Origin of the sequence: Nocardioides xinjiangensis, assembly GCF_017916385.1 — a bacterium.
Taxonomy (GTDB): domain Bacteria; phylum Actinomycetota; class Actinomycetes; order Propionibacteriales; family Nocardioidaceae; genus Nocardioides; species Nocardioides xinjiangensis.
In genome coordinates this window covers 2,694,872-2,709,480 of sequence record NZ_JAFMSW010000001.1, presented here as the reverse complement: position 1 = coordinate 2,709,480, position 14,609 = coordinate 2,694,872, and the positions used below count along the sequence as shown (strand labels likewise).

15 protein-coding genes are annotated in these 14,609 nt (G+C 73.3%); 9 read left to right on the top strand and 6 right to left on the bottom strand.

Annotated elements, in window-relative coordinates; genetic code table 11:
* Positions 1-25 precede the first annotated feature (25 nt).
* On the bottom strand, positions 26-1,336 hold the full coding sequence (locus J3P32_RS12765; protein ID WP_210440168.1) for a DUF2252 domain-containing protein: 1,311 nt from the start codon (positions 1,334-1,336) through the stop codon (positions 26-28).
* A 33-nt stretch (positions 1,337-1,369) separates the two neighbouring features.
* Between J3P32_RS12765 and tpx the strand changes: the two genes are divergently transcribed.
* Positions 1,370-1,867 (top strand): thiol peroxidase, encoded by a 498-nt coding sequence (tpx, locus tag J3P32_RS12760; protein WP_210440167.1) that lies wholly within the window; start codon positions 1,370-1,372, stop codon positions 1,865-1,867.
* A gap of 31 nt (positions 1,868-1,898) precedes the next feature.
* Here tpx and J3P32_RS12755 read toward each other — a convergent pair whose 3' ends face one another.
* Together J3P32_RS12755 and J3P32_RS12750 are read right to left on the bottom strand one after the other, a co-directional pair.
* Positions 1,899-2,543: an MOSC domain-containing protein gene (locus J3P32_RS12755; RefSeq protein ID WP_210440165.1), complete on the bottom strand. Its 645-nt coding sequence runs from the start codon at positions 2,541-2,543 to the stop codon at positions 1,899-1,901.
* 38 nt (positions 2,544-2,581) lie between these two features.
* Positions 2,582-2,953, bottom strand: coding sequence for a VOC family protein (locus tag J3P32_RS12750; protein ID WP_210440163.1), 372 nt, complete (start codon positions 2,951-2,953; stop codon positions 2,582-2,584).
* Between the two features lie 58 nt (positions 2,954-3,011).
* Here J3P32_RS12750 and J3P32_RS12745 point away from each other — a divergent pair, with 58 nt between their 5' ends.
* Genes J3P32_RS12745 through yidC form a run of 4 tightly spaced genes read left to right on the top strand, consistent with a single transcriptional unit; the run spans position 3,012 to position 7,060 of the window.
* The gene (locus J3P32_RS12745) at positions 3,012-4,679 is read left to right on the top strand and encodes a phospho-sugar mutase (protein WP_210440161.1); all 1,668 of its coding nucleotides are present in this window, start codon (positions 3,012-3,014) and stop codon (positions 4,677-4,679) included.
* 37 nt (positions 4,680-4,716) lie between these two features.
* The gene (locus J3P32_RS12740) at positions 4,717-5,871 is read left to right on the top strand and encodes a right-handed parallel beta-helix repeat-containing protein (protein WP_210440159.1); all 1,155 of its coding nucleotides are present in this window, start codon (positions 4,717-4,719) and stop codon (positions 5,869-5,871) included.
* 33 nt (positions 5,872-5,904) lie between these two features.
* Positions 5,905-6,213, top strand: a complete 309-nt coding sequence (locus J3P32_RS12735; RefSeq protein WP_210440158.1) for a hypothetical protein — start codon at positions 5,905-5,907, stop codon at positions 6,211-6,213.
* Between the two features lie 55 nt (positions 6,214-6,268).
* Complete coding sequence (gene yidC / locus J3P32_RS12730; RefSeq protein WP_210440156.1) at positions 6,269-7,060, top strand: membrane protein insertase YidC; 792 nt, start codon at positions 6,269-6,271, stop codon at positions 7,058-7,060.
* Positions 7,061-7,067: 7 nt separating this feature from the next.
* Here the strand turns inward: yidC and J3P32_RS12725 are convergent, their stop codons facing one another.
* Positions 7,068-7,682: a hypothetical protein gene (locus J3P32_RS12725; protein WP_210440154.1), complete on the bottom strand. Its 615-nt coding sequence runs from the start codon at positions 7,680-7,682 to the stop codon at positions 7,068-7,070.
* Positions 7,683-7,795: 113 nt separating this feature from the next.
* Between J3P32_RS12725 and deoC the strand changes: the two genes are divergently transcribed.
* From deoC to J3P32_RS12710, 3 genes are read left to right on the top strand one after another with little or no spacing between them, the layout of a single operon-like run.
* A complete protein-coding gene (gene deoC, locus J3P32_RS12720; RefSeq protein ID WP_210440152.1) occupies positions 7,796-8,788 on the top strand; it encodes a deoxyribose-phosphate aldolase in 993 nt (330 codons plus the stop codon).
* Positions 8,789-8,798: 10 nt separating this feature from the next.
* Positions 8,799-10,238, top strand: coding sequence for an aldehyde dehydrogenase family protein (locus J3P32_RS12715; protein ID WP_210440150.1), 1,440 nt, complete (start codon positions 8,799-8,801; stop codon positions 10,236-10,238).
* Positions 10,235-11,095 carry an aldehyde dehydrogenase family protein gene (locus J3P32_RS12710; protein WP_210440149.1) on the top strand — a complete coding sequence of 287 codons (861 nt, stop codon included), beginning with the start codon at positions 10,235-10,237 and terminating at the stop codon, positions 11,093-11,095. The genes J3P32_RS12715 and J3P32_RS12710 overlap by 4 nt, the downstream gene beginning before the upstream one ends.
* A gap of 66 nt (positions 11,096-11,161) precedes the next feature.
* On the opposite strand, the gene J3P32_RS12705 is transcribed toward J3P32_RS12710, so the two are convergent.
* Entirely contained in the window at positions 11,162-12,826 is a 1,665-nt protein-coding gene (locus J3P32_RS12705; RefSeq protein WP_210440147.1) for a substrate-binding domain-containing protein, read from the bottom strand.
* Positions 12,827-12,922: 96 nt separating this feature from the next.
* On the opposite strand from J3P32_RS12705, the gene J3P32_RS12700 reads away from it, so the two are divergent.
* Positions 12,923-13,513 (top strand): ATP-binding protein, encoded by a 591-nt coding sequence (locus tag J3P32_RS12700; RefSeq protein WP_210440145.1) that lies wholly within the window; start codon positions 12,923-12,925, stop codon positions 13,511-13,513.
* Here the strand turns inward: J3P32_RS12700 and J3P32_RS12695 are convergent.
* Positions 13,503-14,576, bottom strand: a complete 1,074-nt coding sequence (locus J3P32_RS12695) for an adenosine deaminase (RefSeq protein ID WP_210440143.1) — start codon at positions 14,574-14,576, stop codon at positions 13,503-13,505. The genes J3P32_RS12700 and J3P32_RS12695 overlap by 11 nt on opposite strands.
* Positions 14,577-14,609: the final 33 nt, after the last annotated feature.

The window sequence follows — 14,609 nt, the reverse complement described above, 5'->3', positions numbered from 1 at the left end:
CGCGGGGCACCGCGCGCCCGCGACGTCAGGTGGCGGCGATCCCGACCCGGCCCTCGCGGAACGCGTCCACGAACAGTGCGTGGTCCTTGCGCACGCGAGCGGCGTACTCGATCGCCCAGTCGGACAGCCAGGCGACGAGGTCGTTGCGCCGACCGTGCAGCGACCGCGCGATGGCCTCCTCGACCTGGAAGTCGACGAGGTCCTGCTGGCTGTCCTCGTCGGAGGCACAGTGGATCTTGGCGGTGGCCCGCCCCAGGAGGTCGACCACGGCGCGCATGTCCTCCGGCTCGTTGATGTCGCCCCAGTCGAGGTCGACCTCGTAGGGCGAGACCTCGGAGACGACGTAGCCCACGCCGTCGATGCTGGTGTGCCCGAGCAGCGGGTCGGTGTGCACCTGGAGGGCCCGCTGGCTGACGGCCGTGCGGTGGCCCTCGTGCTCGAAGTAGGCGTCGACGTCGGCGGTGTCGACGAACCTGCTCAGCGCCGGGACGTTGGCCTGCTTCATGCTCAGCACGACGTCGTTGTCCAGCGCCTGGCTGTAGCCCTCGACGAGCACGTTGTACGCCGGCAGCCCCGCGCTGCCGATGCCGAAGCCGGACTTGCCGACGACGTCGCGCAGCTCGTAGAAGAGCTCGCGGTCGAAGCGCTTGGAGTCGGGGATCGTGTCGAGGTAGCCGCCGAAGGCCGCCACGACCTTCTCGCGCTCGGTGCGCGAGAGCCGCCGCGTGGTGGCGTCCTCGAGGAACATGCGGGTGCCGCCCTGCATCGTGGTGACCCTGTCGAGGAGGTCCGCGCGCCGCATCCGGCGGGCCGACTGCAGCGCGGTCAGCACCGGCCCGTGGGCGGTGTCGAGGCGAATCTCGAAGCCCTCGTCGTCCTCGGTCCCGGTGTAGTGGTTGATCTGGGCCAGGTACGAGCGGGTGTAGCGGCCGACTAGCTTGCGGATCGCGTCCTCCGGCAGGGCCTTCTGCCAGCCGAGCAGCGCGAGGCTGGCCGCGAAGCGCTGCAGGTCCCAGGTGAAGCGTCCGAGGTAGGCCTCGTCGAAGTCGTTGACGTCGAAGATCAGCCTGCCGTCGGAGTTGAGGTAGGTGCCGAAGTTCTCCACGTGGAGGTCGCCGTGGATCCAGATGCGCTCCGCCCCGTGGGCGGCCCAGTCGTCGGAGGCCGCGGTGACGTCGTGGAAGAACAGGCACGCGGTGCCGCGGTAGAAGGCCAGCGGGTCACGCGCCATCTTGCGGTACTTCGCGCGGAACGCCGTCGGGTCGGCGCGCATCAGGGGCGCGAAGGCGTCGCGCAGCACCTCGACGATCACGCCGGTCCGGTCGCGGGTGGCCATGGGCGCACTCTAGGTGCCCGCTAGGTTTGCGCCATGGCAACCACCCAACTCGGTCCCAACACCGTCAGCACCGTCGGCGAGCTCCCGACGGTCGGCTCCCAGGCCCCCGGCTTCGAGCTGGTCGACTCCTCGTTCGGCTCGCTCACCGACGCCGACGTCGCCGGCAAGCGTGTGGTGCTCAACATCTTCCCGAGCATCGACACCGGCGTGTGCCAGGCGAGCGTGCGGAGGTTCAACGAGCTCGCCGCCGGGCTCCAGGACACGGCCGTCGTCAACGTGTCGGTCGACCTGCCCCTGGCGCAGGCCCGGTTCTGCGGCGCCGAGGGGATCGACGACGTGCTCGTCGGGTCGGCGTTCCGCTCGAGCTTCGGCCGGGACTACGGCGTCGAGATGGCCGACGGCGGCTGGCGCGGGATGCTCGCGCGTGCGGTGGTCGTGCTGGACGCCGACCGCACCGTCCTGCACACCCAGCTCACCGAGGCGATCGGCCAGGAGCCCGACTACGACGCGGCGGTCGCCGCCCTGAACTGAGGCCCACCGACTGCGCCTCGGGTCGCGGCGCTCACCGCCGCGACTCGAGCCAGTCGTGCTCGGCCCGCGGCAGCACCCGCGCCCTCAGGAACAGCTCGGCCAGGCCCTGGTCGCCCATCCACGCCCGGAAGTACATCGGCACCGTGAGTCCGTGCCCCGGGCGGTGCACCACCGTGACCGGGTCGCCCGGCTCGATGCGCCCGGGCTCGCGCACCGCGAGGTAGGCCCCCGTGCGGCCGTGCTCGGCGAAGCGGCGCATCCACCGGGGCTCCGCCATGTGCTTGGCGAACGTGGCGCAGGGCACCCGCGGTCCGCACACCTCGAGCAGGGCGCTGCCGACCTCCCACAGCTCGCCGACCTCGCTATCGTCGACCGCGAGCCCGCGGGTGGTGAGGTTCTCGCCGAACATCCCGTCGGGCAGGTCGCGAGCGAGCTCGCGGCCCCAGTGGTCCAGCTCCTCGCGCGCGACGGCGTACACCGCCTGCGTGGCTCCGCCGTGGTGCTTGCGGCTGTAGATCTCGTCGCCCACGACACCGCTGCCGAGCCCGCCGCGCTTGGGACCGGGGTCGCGGACGTCGATCCGGTCGACCGGGTGCTTGCGGATGCCGCTCGGGCGACGCATCCCCTCGACCGGCGCCAGGGCGCCGGCGTTGACGGAGAGCACGGTCGCGGTCACGGCGCCACGCTAGCCCGGGGTGCCGGCCGGGCCCGCGGTCAGGAGTCGCCGGAGTGGCAGACCGCCTCGACGTTGTTGCCCTCGGTGTCGCGGACGAAGGCGCCGTAGTAGCCCGGGTGGTACTCCGGCCAGAGCCGCGGCTCGTGCAGCGACTCCGCACCCGCCGCCACGGCCTCCGCGTGCCAGGCGCGGACCGTCGCCGCGTCGGGCGCCCGGAACGCGACGTGGACCTCGCGGTTGGGGCCGACGCCGTCGAAGGTGCTGATCCAGAAGTCGGGCTCCTCGGTGCCGTAGCCGATCGCCACGTCGAAGTCCATGATCCGGCGGTGTCCGAGGACGCCCAGGACCCTGTCGTAGAACGCGGCCGCGCGGGCCAGGTCGGTGCAGTTGATGCCCAGGTGATCGATCATGGACCGATCGTGGCACCGCCCACCGACAGCGGCCCGCGCCTGGGGATAGCGTGCGTCCATGACCGTCGAGACCGCACCGACCGACCTGATCGAGCAGGCCCGGGCCTGGGCCGCCAAGGACCCGGACGAGCAGACCCGCGCCGAGCTCGAGGCACTCGTCGCGGCCGCTGCGCGCGGGGAGCAGACCGACCTCGCCGACCGCTTCGCCGGGACGCTCGAGTTCGGCACCGCCGGCCTGCGCGGCGCCCTCGGCGCCGGCCCCAACCGGATGAACCGCGTCGTGGTCACCCGCGCTGCCGCCGGCCTCGCGGCGTACCTGCGCGACACCGGCCACGCCGGCGGCTCGGTCGTGATCGGCTTCGACGCGCGCCACAACTCCGACGTGTTCGCGCGCGACACGGCCGAGATCATGACCGGCGCCGGCTTCAAGGCGCTCGTCATGCCGCGGACCCTGCCGACCCCGCTGCTGGCCTTCGCGATCCGCGAGCTGGGCTGCGCCGCGGGCGTGATGGTCACCGCGAGCCACAACCCGCCTCAGGACAACGGCTACAAGGTCTACCTCGGCGACGGCAGCCAGATCGTGCCGCCGGCCGACAGCGAGATCGCCGACCGGATCGCCGCCGTGGGCCCGCTGGCCGACCTCCCCCGCGGCGACGCCGGCCGCGTCGTCGGCGAGGAGATCGTCGACCGCTACCTCGACACCGTCGCCGGGCTCGCCGCGGACGGTCCCCGCGACCTCAGCCTCGTCTACACGCCGCTGCACGGCGTGGGCGGCACGACCGTCGCCCAGGTGCTGGAGACCGCCGGCTTCGACGCACCCCACGTCGTGGAGCAGCAGGAGCACCCCGACCCCGACTTCCCGACGGTCTCCTTCCCCAACCCCGAGGAGCCCGGCGCGATGAACCTGGCGATGGCGCTGGCCGCGGAGACGCGGGCGGACCTCGTCGTCGCGAACGACCCCGACGCCGACCGCTGCGCCGTCGCGGTGCCCGACGCCCACGGCTGGCGGATGCTGCGCGGCGACGAGGTCGGCGCGCTGCTGGCCCACCACCTGCTCGCCCGCGGCCGCACCGGCACCTACGCCAACTCGATCGTCTCCTCCAGCCTGCTCGGCAAGATGGCGGCCGCGGCCGGCCAGCCGCACGAGGAGACGCTGACCGGGTTCAAGTGGATCGGCCGCGTCGAGGGCCTCGCGTTCGGCTACGAGGAGGCGCTGGGCTACTGCTGCGACCCCGAGCACGTCCGCGACAAGGACGGCGTCTCGGCGCTGCTGCTGGTGTGCGAGCTCGCCGCGGCCGCGAAGGCCGAGGGCCGCGGCCTCACCGACATCCTCGACGACATCGCCCGCCAGCACGGCCTGCACGCGACCGACCAGCTGTCGGTGCGCTTCGAGCAGCTGTCCGACATCCCGGCCACGATGCAGCGGCTGCGCGCCGCGCCTCCGACGGCCCTCGGCGGGCTCGCCGTCGAGCGGGTCGAGGACCTCGCCGAGGGCTCGGAGCTGCTGCCCCCGACCGACGGCCTGCGCTACTCCCTCGCCCAGGGCGCCCGGGTGATCGTCCGTCCGAGCGGCACCGAGCCGAAGGTGAAGTGCTACCTCGAGGTGGTCGTGCCCGTCGGGGCCGACGCGGACGGCGGCGTCGACGCCGCCCGCATCAACGCCGCCGGCCGGCTCGACGCGATCAAGGCCGACCTGCGGGGCGCCGCCTTCGGACCGGACCGCTGACGTGCGGACCCGCGCCCCGGCCCTGACGACCGGGCTCGTGACCGGACTGGCGACCGGAATGGCGACCGGGCTGGTGGCGGGGCTGATGGCCGCTCCGGTGGCCGCCGCGCCCGCCGGTGCGGCGTACGACGAGCAGGTCCCGCGCACGTGGCGCGTCGGCCCCGAACGCGCCCTGACCACCCCGAGCGCCGCGGCGGCCGTGGCGCGCGACGGCGACACCGTGCTAATCGACCCGGGCACCTACCCCGGCGACGTGGCGACCTGGACCCAGGACGACCTCACGCTCCGCGGGGACGGCGGACGCGCCCACCTGCGCGCCGCCGGCAACGACGTGCAGGGCAAGGCCATCTGGGTCATCGCCGGCGACCGCACCACCGTCGACCGGATCGAGCTCAGCGGCGCGGCCGTGGCCGACCGCAACGGCGCCGGCATCCGGCACGAGGGCACGGACCTCAGGGTCACCCGCAGCTGGTTCCACGACAACGAGAACGGCATCCTCACCGGTGCCGACCCCGACAGCGACGTCGTCGTCCGCAGCTCCCGGTTCTCCGGCAACGGTCACGGCGACGGCTACTCGCACAACCTCTACGTCGGCGCCGTCCGCTCGCTCACCGTGGTCGGCAGCTGGTTCGCCGGCGCGGACACCGGCCACCACGTGAAGTCGCGCGCCGCGCGCACCACCGTCGTGGCCAACCGGATCAGCGACGGCCGCTCGACGGCGAGCTACTCCGTCGACCTGCCCGAGGGCGGTCGGGCCCTGGTGGCGGGCAACGTGGTCGTGCAGGGCCCGCACTCGGAGAACCCGGCGCTGGTGTCCTACGGGGCCGAGGGCCTCGGCCCCTCGCGCACCCTGTGGGTCGTCAACAACACCTTCGTCAACGAGCGCTCGTCGGGCACCTTCGTGGCGCTCGCGGACGGCAGCCGGGCCCACCTGCGCAACAACCTGCTCGTCGGCCCCGGCGACCTCACCACCGGCCGCACCGACGCCCGCGCCAACCGCCGCGTCGGTCGAGGCGGTTTCGTCGACCCGGGCTCGGAGGACTTCCGGCTCCGGTCGTCGTCCCCGGCGCTCGACCGCGGCGTGGCCCTGCCGCGACGCTGGCGCGCACGCTGGGAGTACGTCGCCCCGACCGGGCTCGTCCGCCGCTCGGCGCGCGGCCGGGTGGACGTCGGCGCCCACGAGCGTCGCTGACCGGGCTCCGCGTCGTTGGCTAGGCTCGGGCGCATGGTCCCGACCCCCACCACGGTGGCTCGTGCGCGCGTGGCGTTCGTGCTGGCGCTGGTGGGCCTCGGCTCGCTCGTCGCGGCCGTCTCGCTGGCGCCGTCGACGACCACCCAGTCGGTAGTGGTGCTCACGGCGCTCGCCGCCCACGCGGCGCTGACCCGGGTCCCCGGCCTGATCGCGGTGCCGCCCTCGGGGCGCCCCTCCCTGCGGCCGCCCCGGCGTGCGGCCGACGTGCCGCTCGTGCTGGCCGGGCGGACCACCGACGTGGTGCACCACCCGGTGCGCCCGCGCGCTCCCGGACGCATCTGACGCGTCGCCGCGGCGACGCCACGCAGACCCGTCCCGCCTCGTCCCTGGAGCCCGCATGTCCCTGCTCGACCCCTTCTCGCACGCCCTCGCCGCGGTCCTCGCGGCCACCCACCACGCGCTCACCTCCCTCGGCGCCCTGCCCGACGCCGCCGGCACCTGGGTGCTCGGCGTCGTGGCGCTCGTCGTCCTGGTCCGGCTCGCCCTGCTTCCGCTCGTCGTCCAGGGCGTGCGCCAGGCGCACGCCGCCGCCCGCGCTCGGCCCCACCTGCAGGGGATCGCAGAGCGCTACCGCGGGCGCACCGACGTCGACAGCGTGCGCGCCCAGCTCGACGAGCGCCGCGCGGTCTCGGCCGAGCACGGGATGAGCCGCCTCGGCTGCCTGCCGGTGCTCGTGCAGCTGCCGGTGTGGCTCTCCCTCTACCACCTCCTCTCCGACGTGGCGTCCGGCGTCGCCGTCGGGGCGATGGGCCCCGGCCTGGTGTCGTCGTTCGGCGCCGCCTCCGTCGTCGGCGTCTCCCTGGCCGGTCACGGCTACCTCGGCTCGGGCGGCGTCCACCTCGCGGTCGTGGCCGGGCTCGCCGCCACCGCGGCAGCGCTGTCGTACGTCACCCAGCGCTACGTCGTCGCCCCCAACACCCCGGTGGACGGGATGCCGGAGGCGGTGCTCGTGGCGCAGCGGATCATGCCGGTGATGTCGGCGGGCGGCCTGCTCGTCGCCGGCGGCGTGGTGCCGGTCGCGCTGCTCGTCTACTGGGTGTGCAGCTCGACCTGGACCCTGGCCCAGTCCGCGGCCGTCGGGCGGTGGTGGCCGACCCCGGGGACCGCCGCTGCGGCACGGCGTGGCTGAGGCCCGGTCACAGGAACAGCGAGACCAGCAGCGCTACCACCGCCACCGCGATCAGCGCGCGGGGCACGACCGCCCGCTCGCGGCGTACGGCGTCGGGCAGGGCCAGCTGCTCCGCGGAGCCGGGCCGGACGCCGGCGTCGCGCTGCGCACGCTCGACCAGCTCGCGGAGCCGGTGCTCGACCCAGTCGACGTAGGGCATCCCCTCACGGGGACCCTCCTCGGCCGTGCCGGCGCCGCCGCGCCGCGAGACGAGTGCCTTGCGCCAGGTGCGGCCGACGACGGGCGAGACGTGGCGCCGGTCGGCGGCGCGCACGGCGAGGACCTGGCCGATCGCCGTCTCCTCGATCGCGGCGAGCCGGATGTGGACGGTCTCGGCCAGGTTGCGCATGACGAGGTGCTCCTCGGTGGCCCACAGCGCCGGACGCAGCATCGATGCCCACGCCAGCACGGCCAGGAGCAGGCCCGCAGCAGCAATCCACGGCGGGAAGCCGTCGTCGAGGTAGACCAGGCCGGCCACGACGAGGAGCGCCCCCAGCACGACCGCGAGCCATCCGGTGAGGCGACCGCTCGTGGGCCGGAACCGCTCGACGACGTCGTGGCGGTGGTCCTGCGGGCGTGCCATGGTGTCCTCGTGGCCCTCGTGGCGGTCCGCCCCCGTCCGGGCCGTCGACCTCGGGCAGATGGTGCCCCCGTGCGGATTGCCGGGGGCCCTCGACCCAACTCTATGCTGGGTCGGTGACACCCACTGCCAGCTCGACGGCGAGCACCGCTCCCGGGCTCGGCGTCCTCGACGACGTCGTGCGCTCGGACTCCTCGCTCCGCCGGTTCCTCCACGGCCTGCCGGGAGTCGACCAGGTCGGCTGCGAGGCTCGCGCCGCCACCCTCGCCACCCGGTCCGTCAAGACGACGTCGAAGGCCTTCGCCATCGACCTCGCCATCCGCATGGTCGACCTCACCACGCTCGAGGGCCAGGACACCCACGGCAAGGTCCGCGCGCTCGCGTCGAAGGCGATGCGGCCCGACCCGGCCGACCCGTCGTGCCCGCCCACCGCGGCGGTGTGCGTCTACCCCGACATGGTGGCCACCGCGAAGCAGACCCTCGGCGAGAGCGGCGTGCACGTCGCCGCCGTCGCCACCGCGTTCCCCAGCGGCCGGGCGGCAATGGGCATCAAGCTCGCCGACACCCGCGACGCGGTCGAGGCCGGGGCCGACGAGATCGACATGGTCATCGACCGCGGCGCGTTCCTGTCGGGTCGCTACCTCGACGTCTACGAGGAGATCGTCCAGGTCCGTGAGGCCTGCGCCCGGCCCGACGGCACCAGCGCCCACCTCAAGGTGATCTTCGAGACCGGCGAGCTGCAGACCTACGACAACGTCCGGCGCGCGAGCTGGCTGGCGATGATGGCCGGCGGCCACTTCATCAAGACCTCGACCGGCAAGGTGCAGCCCGCCGCCACCCTGCCCGTCACGCTCGTCATGCTCGAGGCCGTCCGCGACTTCCGCGAGCAGACCGGCCGCATGGTCGGCGTGAAGCCCGCCGGCGGCATCCGCTCCACCAAGGACGCCATCAAGTACCTCGTGATGGTCAACGAGACCTGCGGCGAGGACTGGCTCGACCCCGACTGGTTCCGCTTCGGCGCCTCCACGCTGCTCAACGACCTGCTCATGCAGCGCACCAAGATGACGACCGGTCGCTACTCCGGTCCCGACTACTTCACGCTGGACTGAGGACCACCCCATGAGTCGCACCCTCGAGTACGCCCCCGCGCCGGAGTCGCGCGCGATCGTCGACATCAAGCCGTCCTACGGCCTGTTCGTCAACGGCGAGTTCGTCGACGGCACCGGCACGTCGTTCAAGACGGTCAACCCCGCCACCGAGGAGGTGCTGGCCGAGGTCGCCGAGGCCAGCGAGGCCGACGTCGACAACGCGGTCCGGGCGGCCCGCCGCGCCTACGACCGCGTCTGGTCGCGGATGCCGGGCGCCGAGCGGGCCAAGTACCTCTACCGGATCGCCCGGATCATCCAGGAGCGTGGTCGCGAGCTCGCCGTCCTGGAGTCGATCGACAACGGCAAGCCGATCGGGGAGGCGCGCGACGTCGACGTCCCGACCGTGGCCGCGCACTTCTTCTACTACGCCGGCTGGGCCGACAAGCTGAAGTACGCCGGCTACGGGACCACCCCGCTCGGCGTCGCCGGCCAGGTCATCCCGTGGAACTTCCCGCTGCTGATGCTCGCCTGGAAGATCGCGCCCGCGCTCGCGTGCGGCAACACCGTGGTCCTCAAGCCGGCCGAGACCACGCCGCTGACCGCGCTGCTGTTCGCCGAGATCTGCCAGCAGGCCGACCTCCCGCCGGGCGTGGTGAACATCGTCACCGGCGCCGGCGACACCGGCCGCGCGATCGTCTCGCACCCCGACGTCGACAAGGTCGCCTTCACCGGCTCCACCGAGGTCGGCAAGGCGATCGCCCGCGCCGTCGCCGGCAGCCAGAAGAGGGTGACGCTCGAGCTGGGCGGCAAGGCGGCCAACATCGTCTTCGACGACGCGCCGATCGACCAGGCCGTCGAGGGCATCGTCAACGGCATCTTCTTCAACCAGGGCCACGTGTGCTGCGCCGGCTCGCGCCTCCTCGTGCAGGAGTCCGTCGCCGACGAGGTGATGGCCCGCCTCAAGCGCCGGATGGCGACGCTGCGCGTCGGCGACCCGCTCGACAAGAACACCGACGTCGGCGCGATCAACTCCGCCGAGCAGCTCGCGAAGATCCGCGAGCTGTCGGAGGTCGGCGAGGCCGAGGGCGCCGAGCGCTGGTCGGCCCCGTGCGACCTGCCCGCCAACGGCTACTGGTTCGCGCCCACCGTGTTCACCGGCGTCTCGCAGGCGCACCGGATCGCCCGCGAGGAGATCTTCGGGCCGGTCCTCTCGGTGCTCACGTTCCGCACCCCGGCGGAGGCGGTCGAGAAGGCCAACAACACCCCCTTCGGCCTGTCGGCCGGCGTGTGGACCGACAAGGGATCGCGGATCCTGTCCATGGCCAACCGCCTGCGCGCCGGGGTGGTGTGGGCCAACACGTTCAACAAGTTCGACCCCACGTCGCCGTTCGGCGGCTACAAGGAGTCCGGCTACGGCCGGGAGGGTGGTCGCCACGGCCTCGAGGCCTACCTCAAGGGAGCTGACCAGTGAGCCGCATCGACGTCCGCAAGACCTACAAGCTCTACATCGGCGGGCAGTTCCCCCGCTCGGAGTCCGGTCGCTCCTACGTCGTCAACGACGCCAAGGGCCGCCTGCTGGCCAACGCCGCGCGGGCCTCCCGCAAGGACGCCCGCGACGCCGTGGTGGCCGCCCGCGCGGCCTTCGGCGGCTGGTCGGGCCGGACGGCGTACAACCGCGCCCAGGTCGTCTACCGCGTCGCCGAGGTGCTGGAGGGTCGCCGCGAGCAGTTCGAGGCCGAGCTCCGCGCCGCCGAGGGCGTCTCGTCGGGCCGCGCCCGCGCCTACGTCGACGCCGCCGTGGACCGCCTCGTCTGGTACGCCGGCTGGGCGGACAAGATCACCCAGGTCGTCGGCAACGCCAACCCGGTCGCCGGGCCGTACTTCAACCTCTCCACCCCCGAGCCGAGCGGCGTCGTCGCCGTGGTGGCACCGCAGGGGCCGCTGCTGGGCCTCGTCAGCGTCGTGGCGCCCCTCGTCGTCACCGGCAACACCGTGGTCGTGATCGCGAGCGAGCAGCACCCGCTCACCGCCATCACGCTCGGCGAGGTCATGGCCACCAGCGACCTGCCCGGCGGCGTGGTCAACGTGCTCACCGGCTCGCAGGCCGAGATCGCGCCCTGGCTCGCCTCCCACATGGACGTGAACGGCATCGACCTGACCGGCGTCGCCGACCCCGCCCTCGCGGCGTCCCTCGAGGTCGCCGCGGCCGACAACCTCAAGCGCGTACGCCGCCCCGCTCCCGACACCGACTGGCTCGCGGAGCCCGGGCTGGACCGGATGACGCACTTCCTCGAGACCAAGACCGTCTGGCACCCGATCGGCGTCTGAGCGCCACGCACGGACGACGAAGGCCCCCGGACGACGTCCGGGGGCCTTCGGCTCTGGTGCGCTCGGTCAGCGGTTGAGCAGGGCCGAGGCGAGCACGCCGAGGATCTGGTTGGGGTTGTTGACGAGGTAGTTCTGGCCACCCGTCGCCGCGGCGATCTGCTCGAGCTCACCGGTGTCGGAGTCCTGCGAGATGCCGATGATGATCACCTTGACCGGCTTGGCGGGGTCGCGGATCGACTTGAGCTGGTTGATCAGGGCCTCGAGCGACAGCGAACTCGAGTCGTCGCTGGCCCCGTCGGTGAAGATCACCACGGAGTTGAACCACGCCGGGTCCCACTCCTCCTGCGCGTGCTTGTAGGCCGCCAGGGTCGTGTCCATCAGCCCCGTGGCGCCGCGGACGCGACCGACGAGGGCGCCGGCCTCCTTGCGGACCACGTCGCCGTGCGTGCCCGCGTCGCCGGCGGCGGCGTCGAGACGGTCGAGGGCGGCGTACTCGGCCCACGACGCGCCGTTCTCGCCGCGGTTCTTCGAGAACCCCCAGATGCCGATCCGCGCCTGCGCCGGGAAGGCGTCCAAGGCGAGCTGCGAGGCCTGCACGGCCAGGCCGATGCGGGTGGTGTCGCCCAGGGCCGTCTTCATCGATCCGGAGAGGTCGACCACGGCGAGGATGCTCGAGGGCACCGACAGCACGCGCCACTGGCGCAGGGTGTCGTCGGTGGTCTTCTGCGCGACCGTGCTGAGCAGCGCGGCGCTGCCGAGACCGATCTCGTTGGGCAGCGGCTCACCGCCCGGGCCGCGGAGCTCGGCCGCGGCGATGGCCTCCACGCCGGCGCTCGAGGTGAACCAGCGGGTCAGCGCACGGCCGACGCGGGCCGAGACGTCGCGGCCCGTCGACAGCACGTCCATGTTGCCGCGGGTCACCGCGACCATCGGGAAGCGCAGCATCGGCACACCGGTCCGGGGCGCGACCAGCGAGAGCTGGTCGTTGCCGCGCCGGGCCGCGAGGTACGCCTGCTCGGTCGCGGGCACCAGCTGGGTGCTCGAGGCGGTGACGGCGTCGAGGTCGGTCTCCGTGGCGCCGCCCGACACGGCCCGCTCGCCGTAGGTCTGCGCGACCGGGACGGTCTTCTCCTCGATGGTGACCGGCGTCTCCCCCGTCTTCTTCATCTCGGCGTACGGCGCCAGCAGCGCGAGTGCCGAGGCGCCCTCGGCGCTCGGGTCGGCCATCGCGAGGCTGCCGCCGTCGAGGACCGCCGCCCAGGACGCGGGAGCCTTCGCCGCCGGCCCGCCGACGAGGCCGACCGGCGTCTGCGCGAGCACGTCGGCGATCGGCGTACCGGTGAAACCGGCGCTGCTCAGCTGCCCCTTCCACGTCGGGCTGTCCGGGATCCAGAGCTCGGGGAGCTGGGCCTCGGGGTCCCCGAGGAGCGCCACCACGTCCTTCACGGTGCCCGTGGTCACCTGGATGTCGATGCAGGGCTCGTCGGCGTTGACGGCCTCGACGGCCTCCTCCACCAGCGGCGCCATGACCGGCGCCGTGGTGAGCGAGACCTCGTCGGAGACGCAGTCCGGCCCCGTGGCCTCGCTGTCCCCACCGCCGCCCAGCACGAGGAAGCCGGCGACGGCCACCACCAGCGCGAGGGCGAGGCCGAGGAGCAGCCGGGTCCTCCCCGTACGTCCGGCAGCAGCGCCGGGCGTGCCGACGGGCGCGGTCGAGTCGTCGGGACTCATGAGGGTCCTCCCACAGAGGTGTCGGTCGAGGGTCTGCGCGAGACTAATCTCCAGCCCGATCGTCCGTGGCCGAACCAGGAAAAGAGTCCGCACCGAATGAGCACAGCCCAGGTCGTCGTCCTGGCCGGCCCCAGCGGCGCCGGGAAGTCCCGGCTCGCGAAGCGCCTGGGACTACCCGTCCTGCGCCTCGACGACTTCTACAAGGACGGCGACGACCCGACCCTCCCGCGCATCCGCACCGGCGCCAACGCCGGCCTGGTGGACTGGGACCACCCGGACTCCTGGCACGAGGCCGACGCCCTCGCCGCCCTGCGCGAGCTCTGCGCGACGGGGCGCAGCGAGGTGCCGGTCTACGAGATCGCCCGCAACGGCCGCTCCGGCTCGCGCACGGTCGACCTCGGTGGCAGCACGAGGTTCGTGGCGGAGGGGATCTTCGCCCCGGAGGTGGTGGCCGTGTGCCGCGAGGAGGGCCTGCTGGCGGCGGCGTACTGCATCACCCAGCACCCGCTCGTGACCTTCTGGAGGCGCCTGACCCGGGACCTCCGCGAGCACCGCAAGCCGCCGCTGGTCCTGCTGCGCCGCGGGACGGCGCTGATGCGCGACCAGCAGCGGGTCGTGGCGCACGCCCTCCGGCAGGGGTGCCGCAGGGCGACCGGCGACCAGGCCTACGCCGAGCTCACCCGATGAGGGCGGCGTAGCCCGGCTTGATGACCTCGTCGATGATCGCGAGCCGCTCGTCGAAGGGCAGGAACGCCGACTTCATCGCGTTGATCGTGAACCAGCGCAGGTCCTCGAGCGTGTAGTCGAACGTCTCGACCAGGCGGTGCATCTCCTGGGTCATCGAGGTGTCGCTCATGAGCCTGTTGTCGGTGTTCACGGTGACCCGGAAGCGCAGGTCGGTCAGCACACCGATCGGGTGCTGCTCGAACGACTCCGCCGCGCCGGTCTGGATGTTGGAGCTCGGGCACATCTCGAGCGGGATGCGCTTGTCGCGGACGTACGCCGCAAGCCGGCCCAGCCGGACCGACCCGTCGTCCTCGACGGTGATGTCGTCGATGATCCGCACGCCGTGGCCGAGCCGGTCGGCGCCGCACCACTGGATCGCCTCCCAGATCGAGGGCAGCCCGAAGGCCTCGCCGGCGTGGATGGTGAAGTGGGCGTTCTCCCGCTGCAGGTACTCGAAGGCGTCGAGGTGGCGGGTGGGCGGGAAGCCCGCCTCCGCGCCGGCGATGTCGAAGCCGGCCACGCCCCGGTCGCGCCACGCGATCGCGAGCTCGGCGATCTCCATGGACCGGGCCTGGTGGCGCATCGCGGTCAGCAGCTGGCGTACGACGATCCTGCCGCCGCTGGCGGCCATGCCCTCCTCGAAGCCCTCCTGCACCGCGGCGACGACCTCGTCGAGCGTCATCCCCCCGCTCACGTGCTGCTCGGGCGCGTAGCGGACCTCGGCGTAGACCACGCCGTCGGCGGCGAGGTCCTCCACGCACTCGCGGGCGACGCGGGCGATCGCGGGACCGTTCTGCATCACCGCGACGGTGTGGTCGAAGGTCTCGAGGTAGCGCACCAGCGAGCCGGAGTCGGCCGACTCGGTGAACCAGCGCCCGAGCGACTCCGCGTCGGGCGCCGGGAGCTCGTGGCCGGTGTCCGCGGCGAGCTCGACGATCGTCTGCGGGCGCAGGCCGCCGTCGAGGTGGTCGTGGAGCAGCACCTTGGGGGCGGCCAGCACCTGGTCGCGGGTAGGAGTCGTCACCGTCCCATCCAAGCAGGGGCGACTATCTTCGGG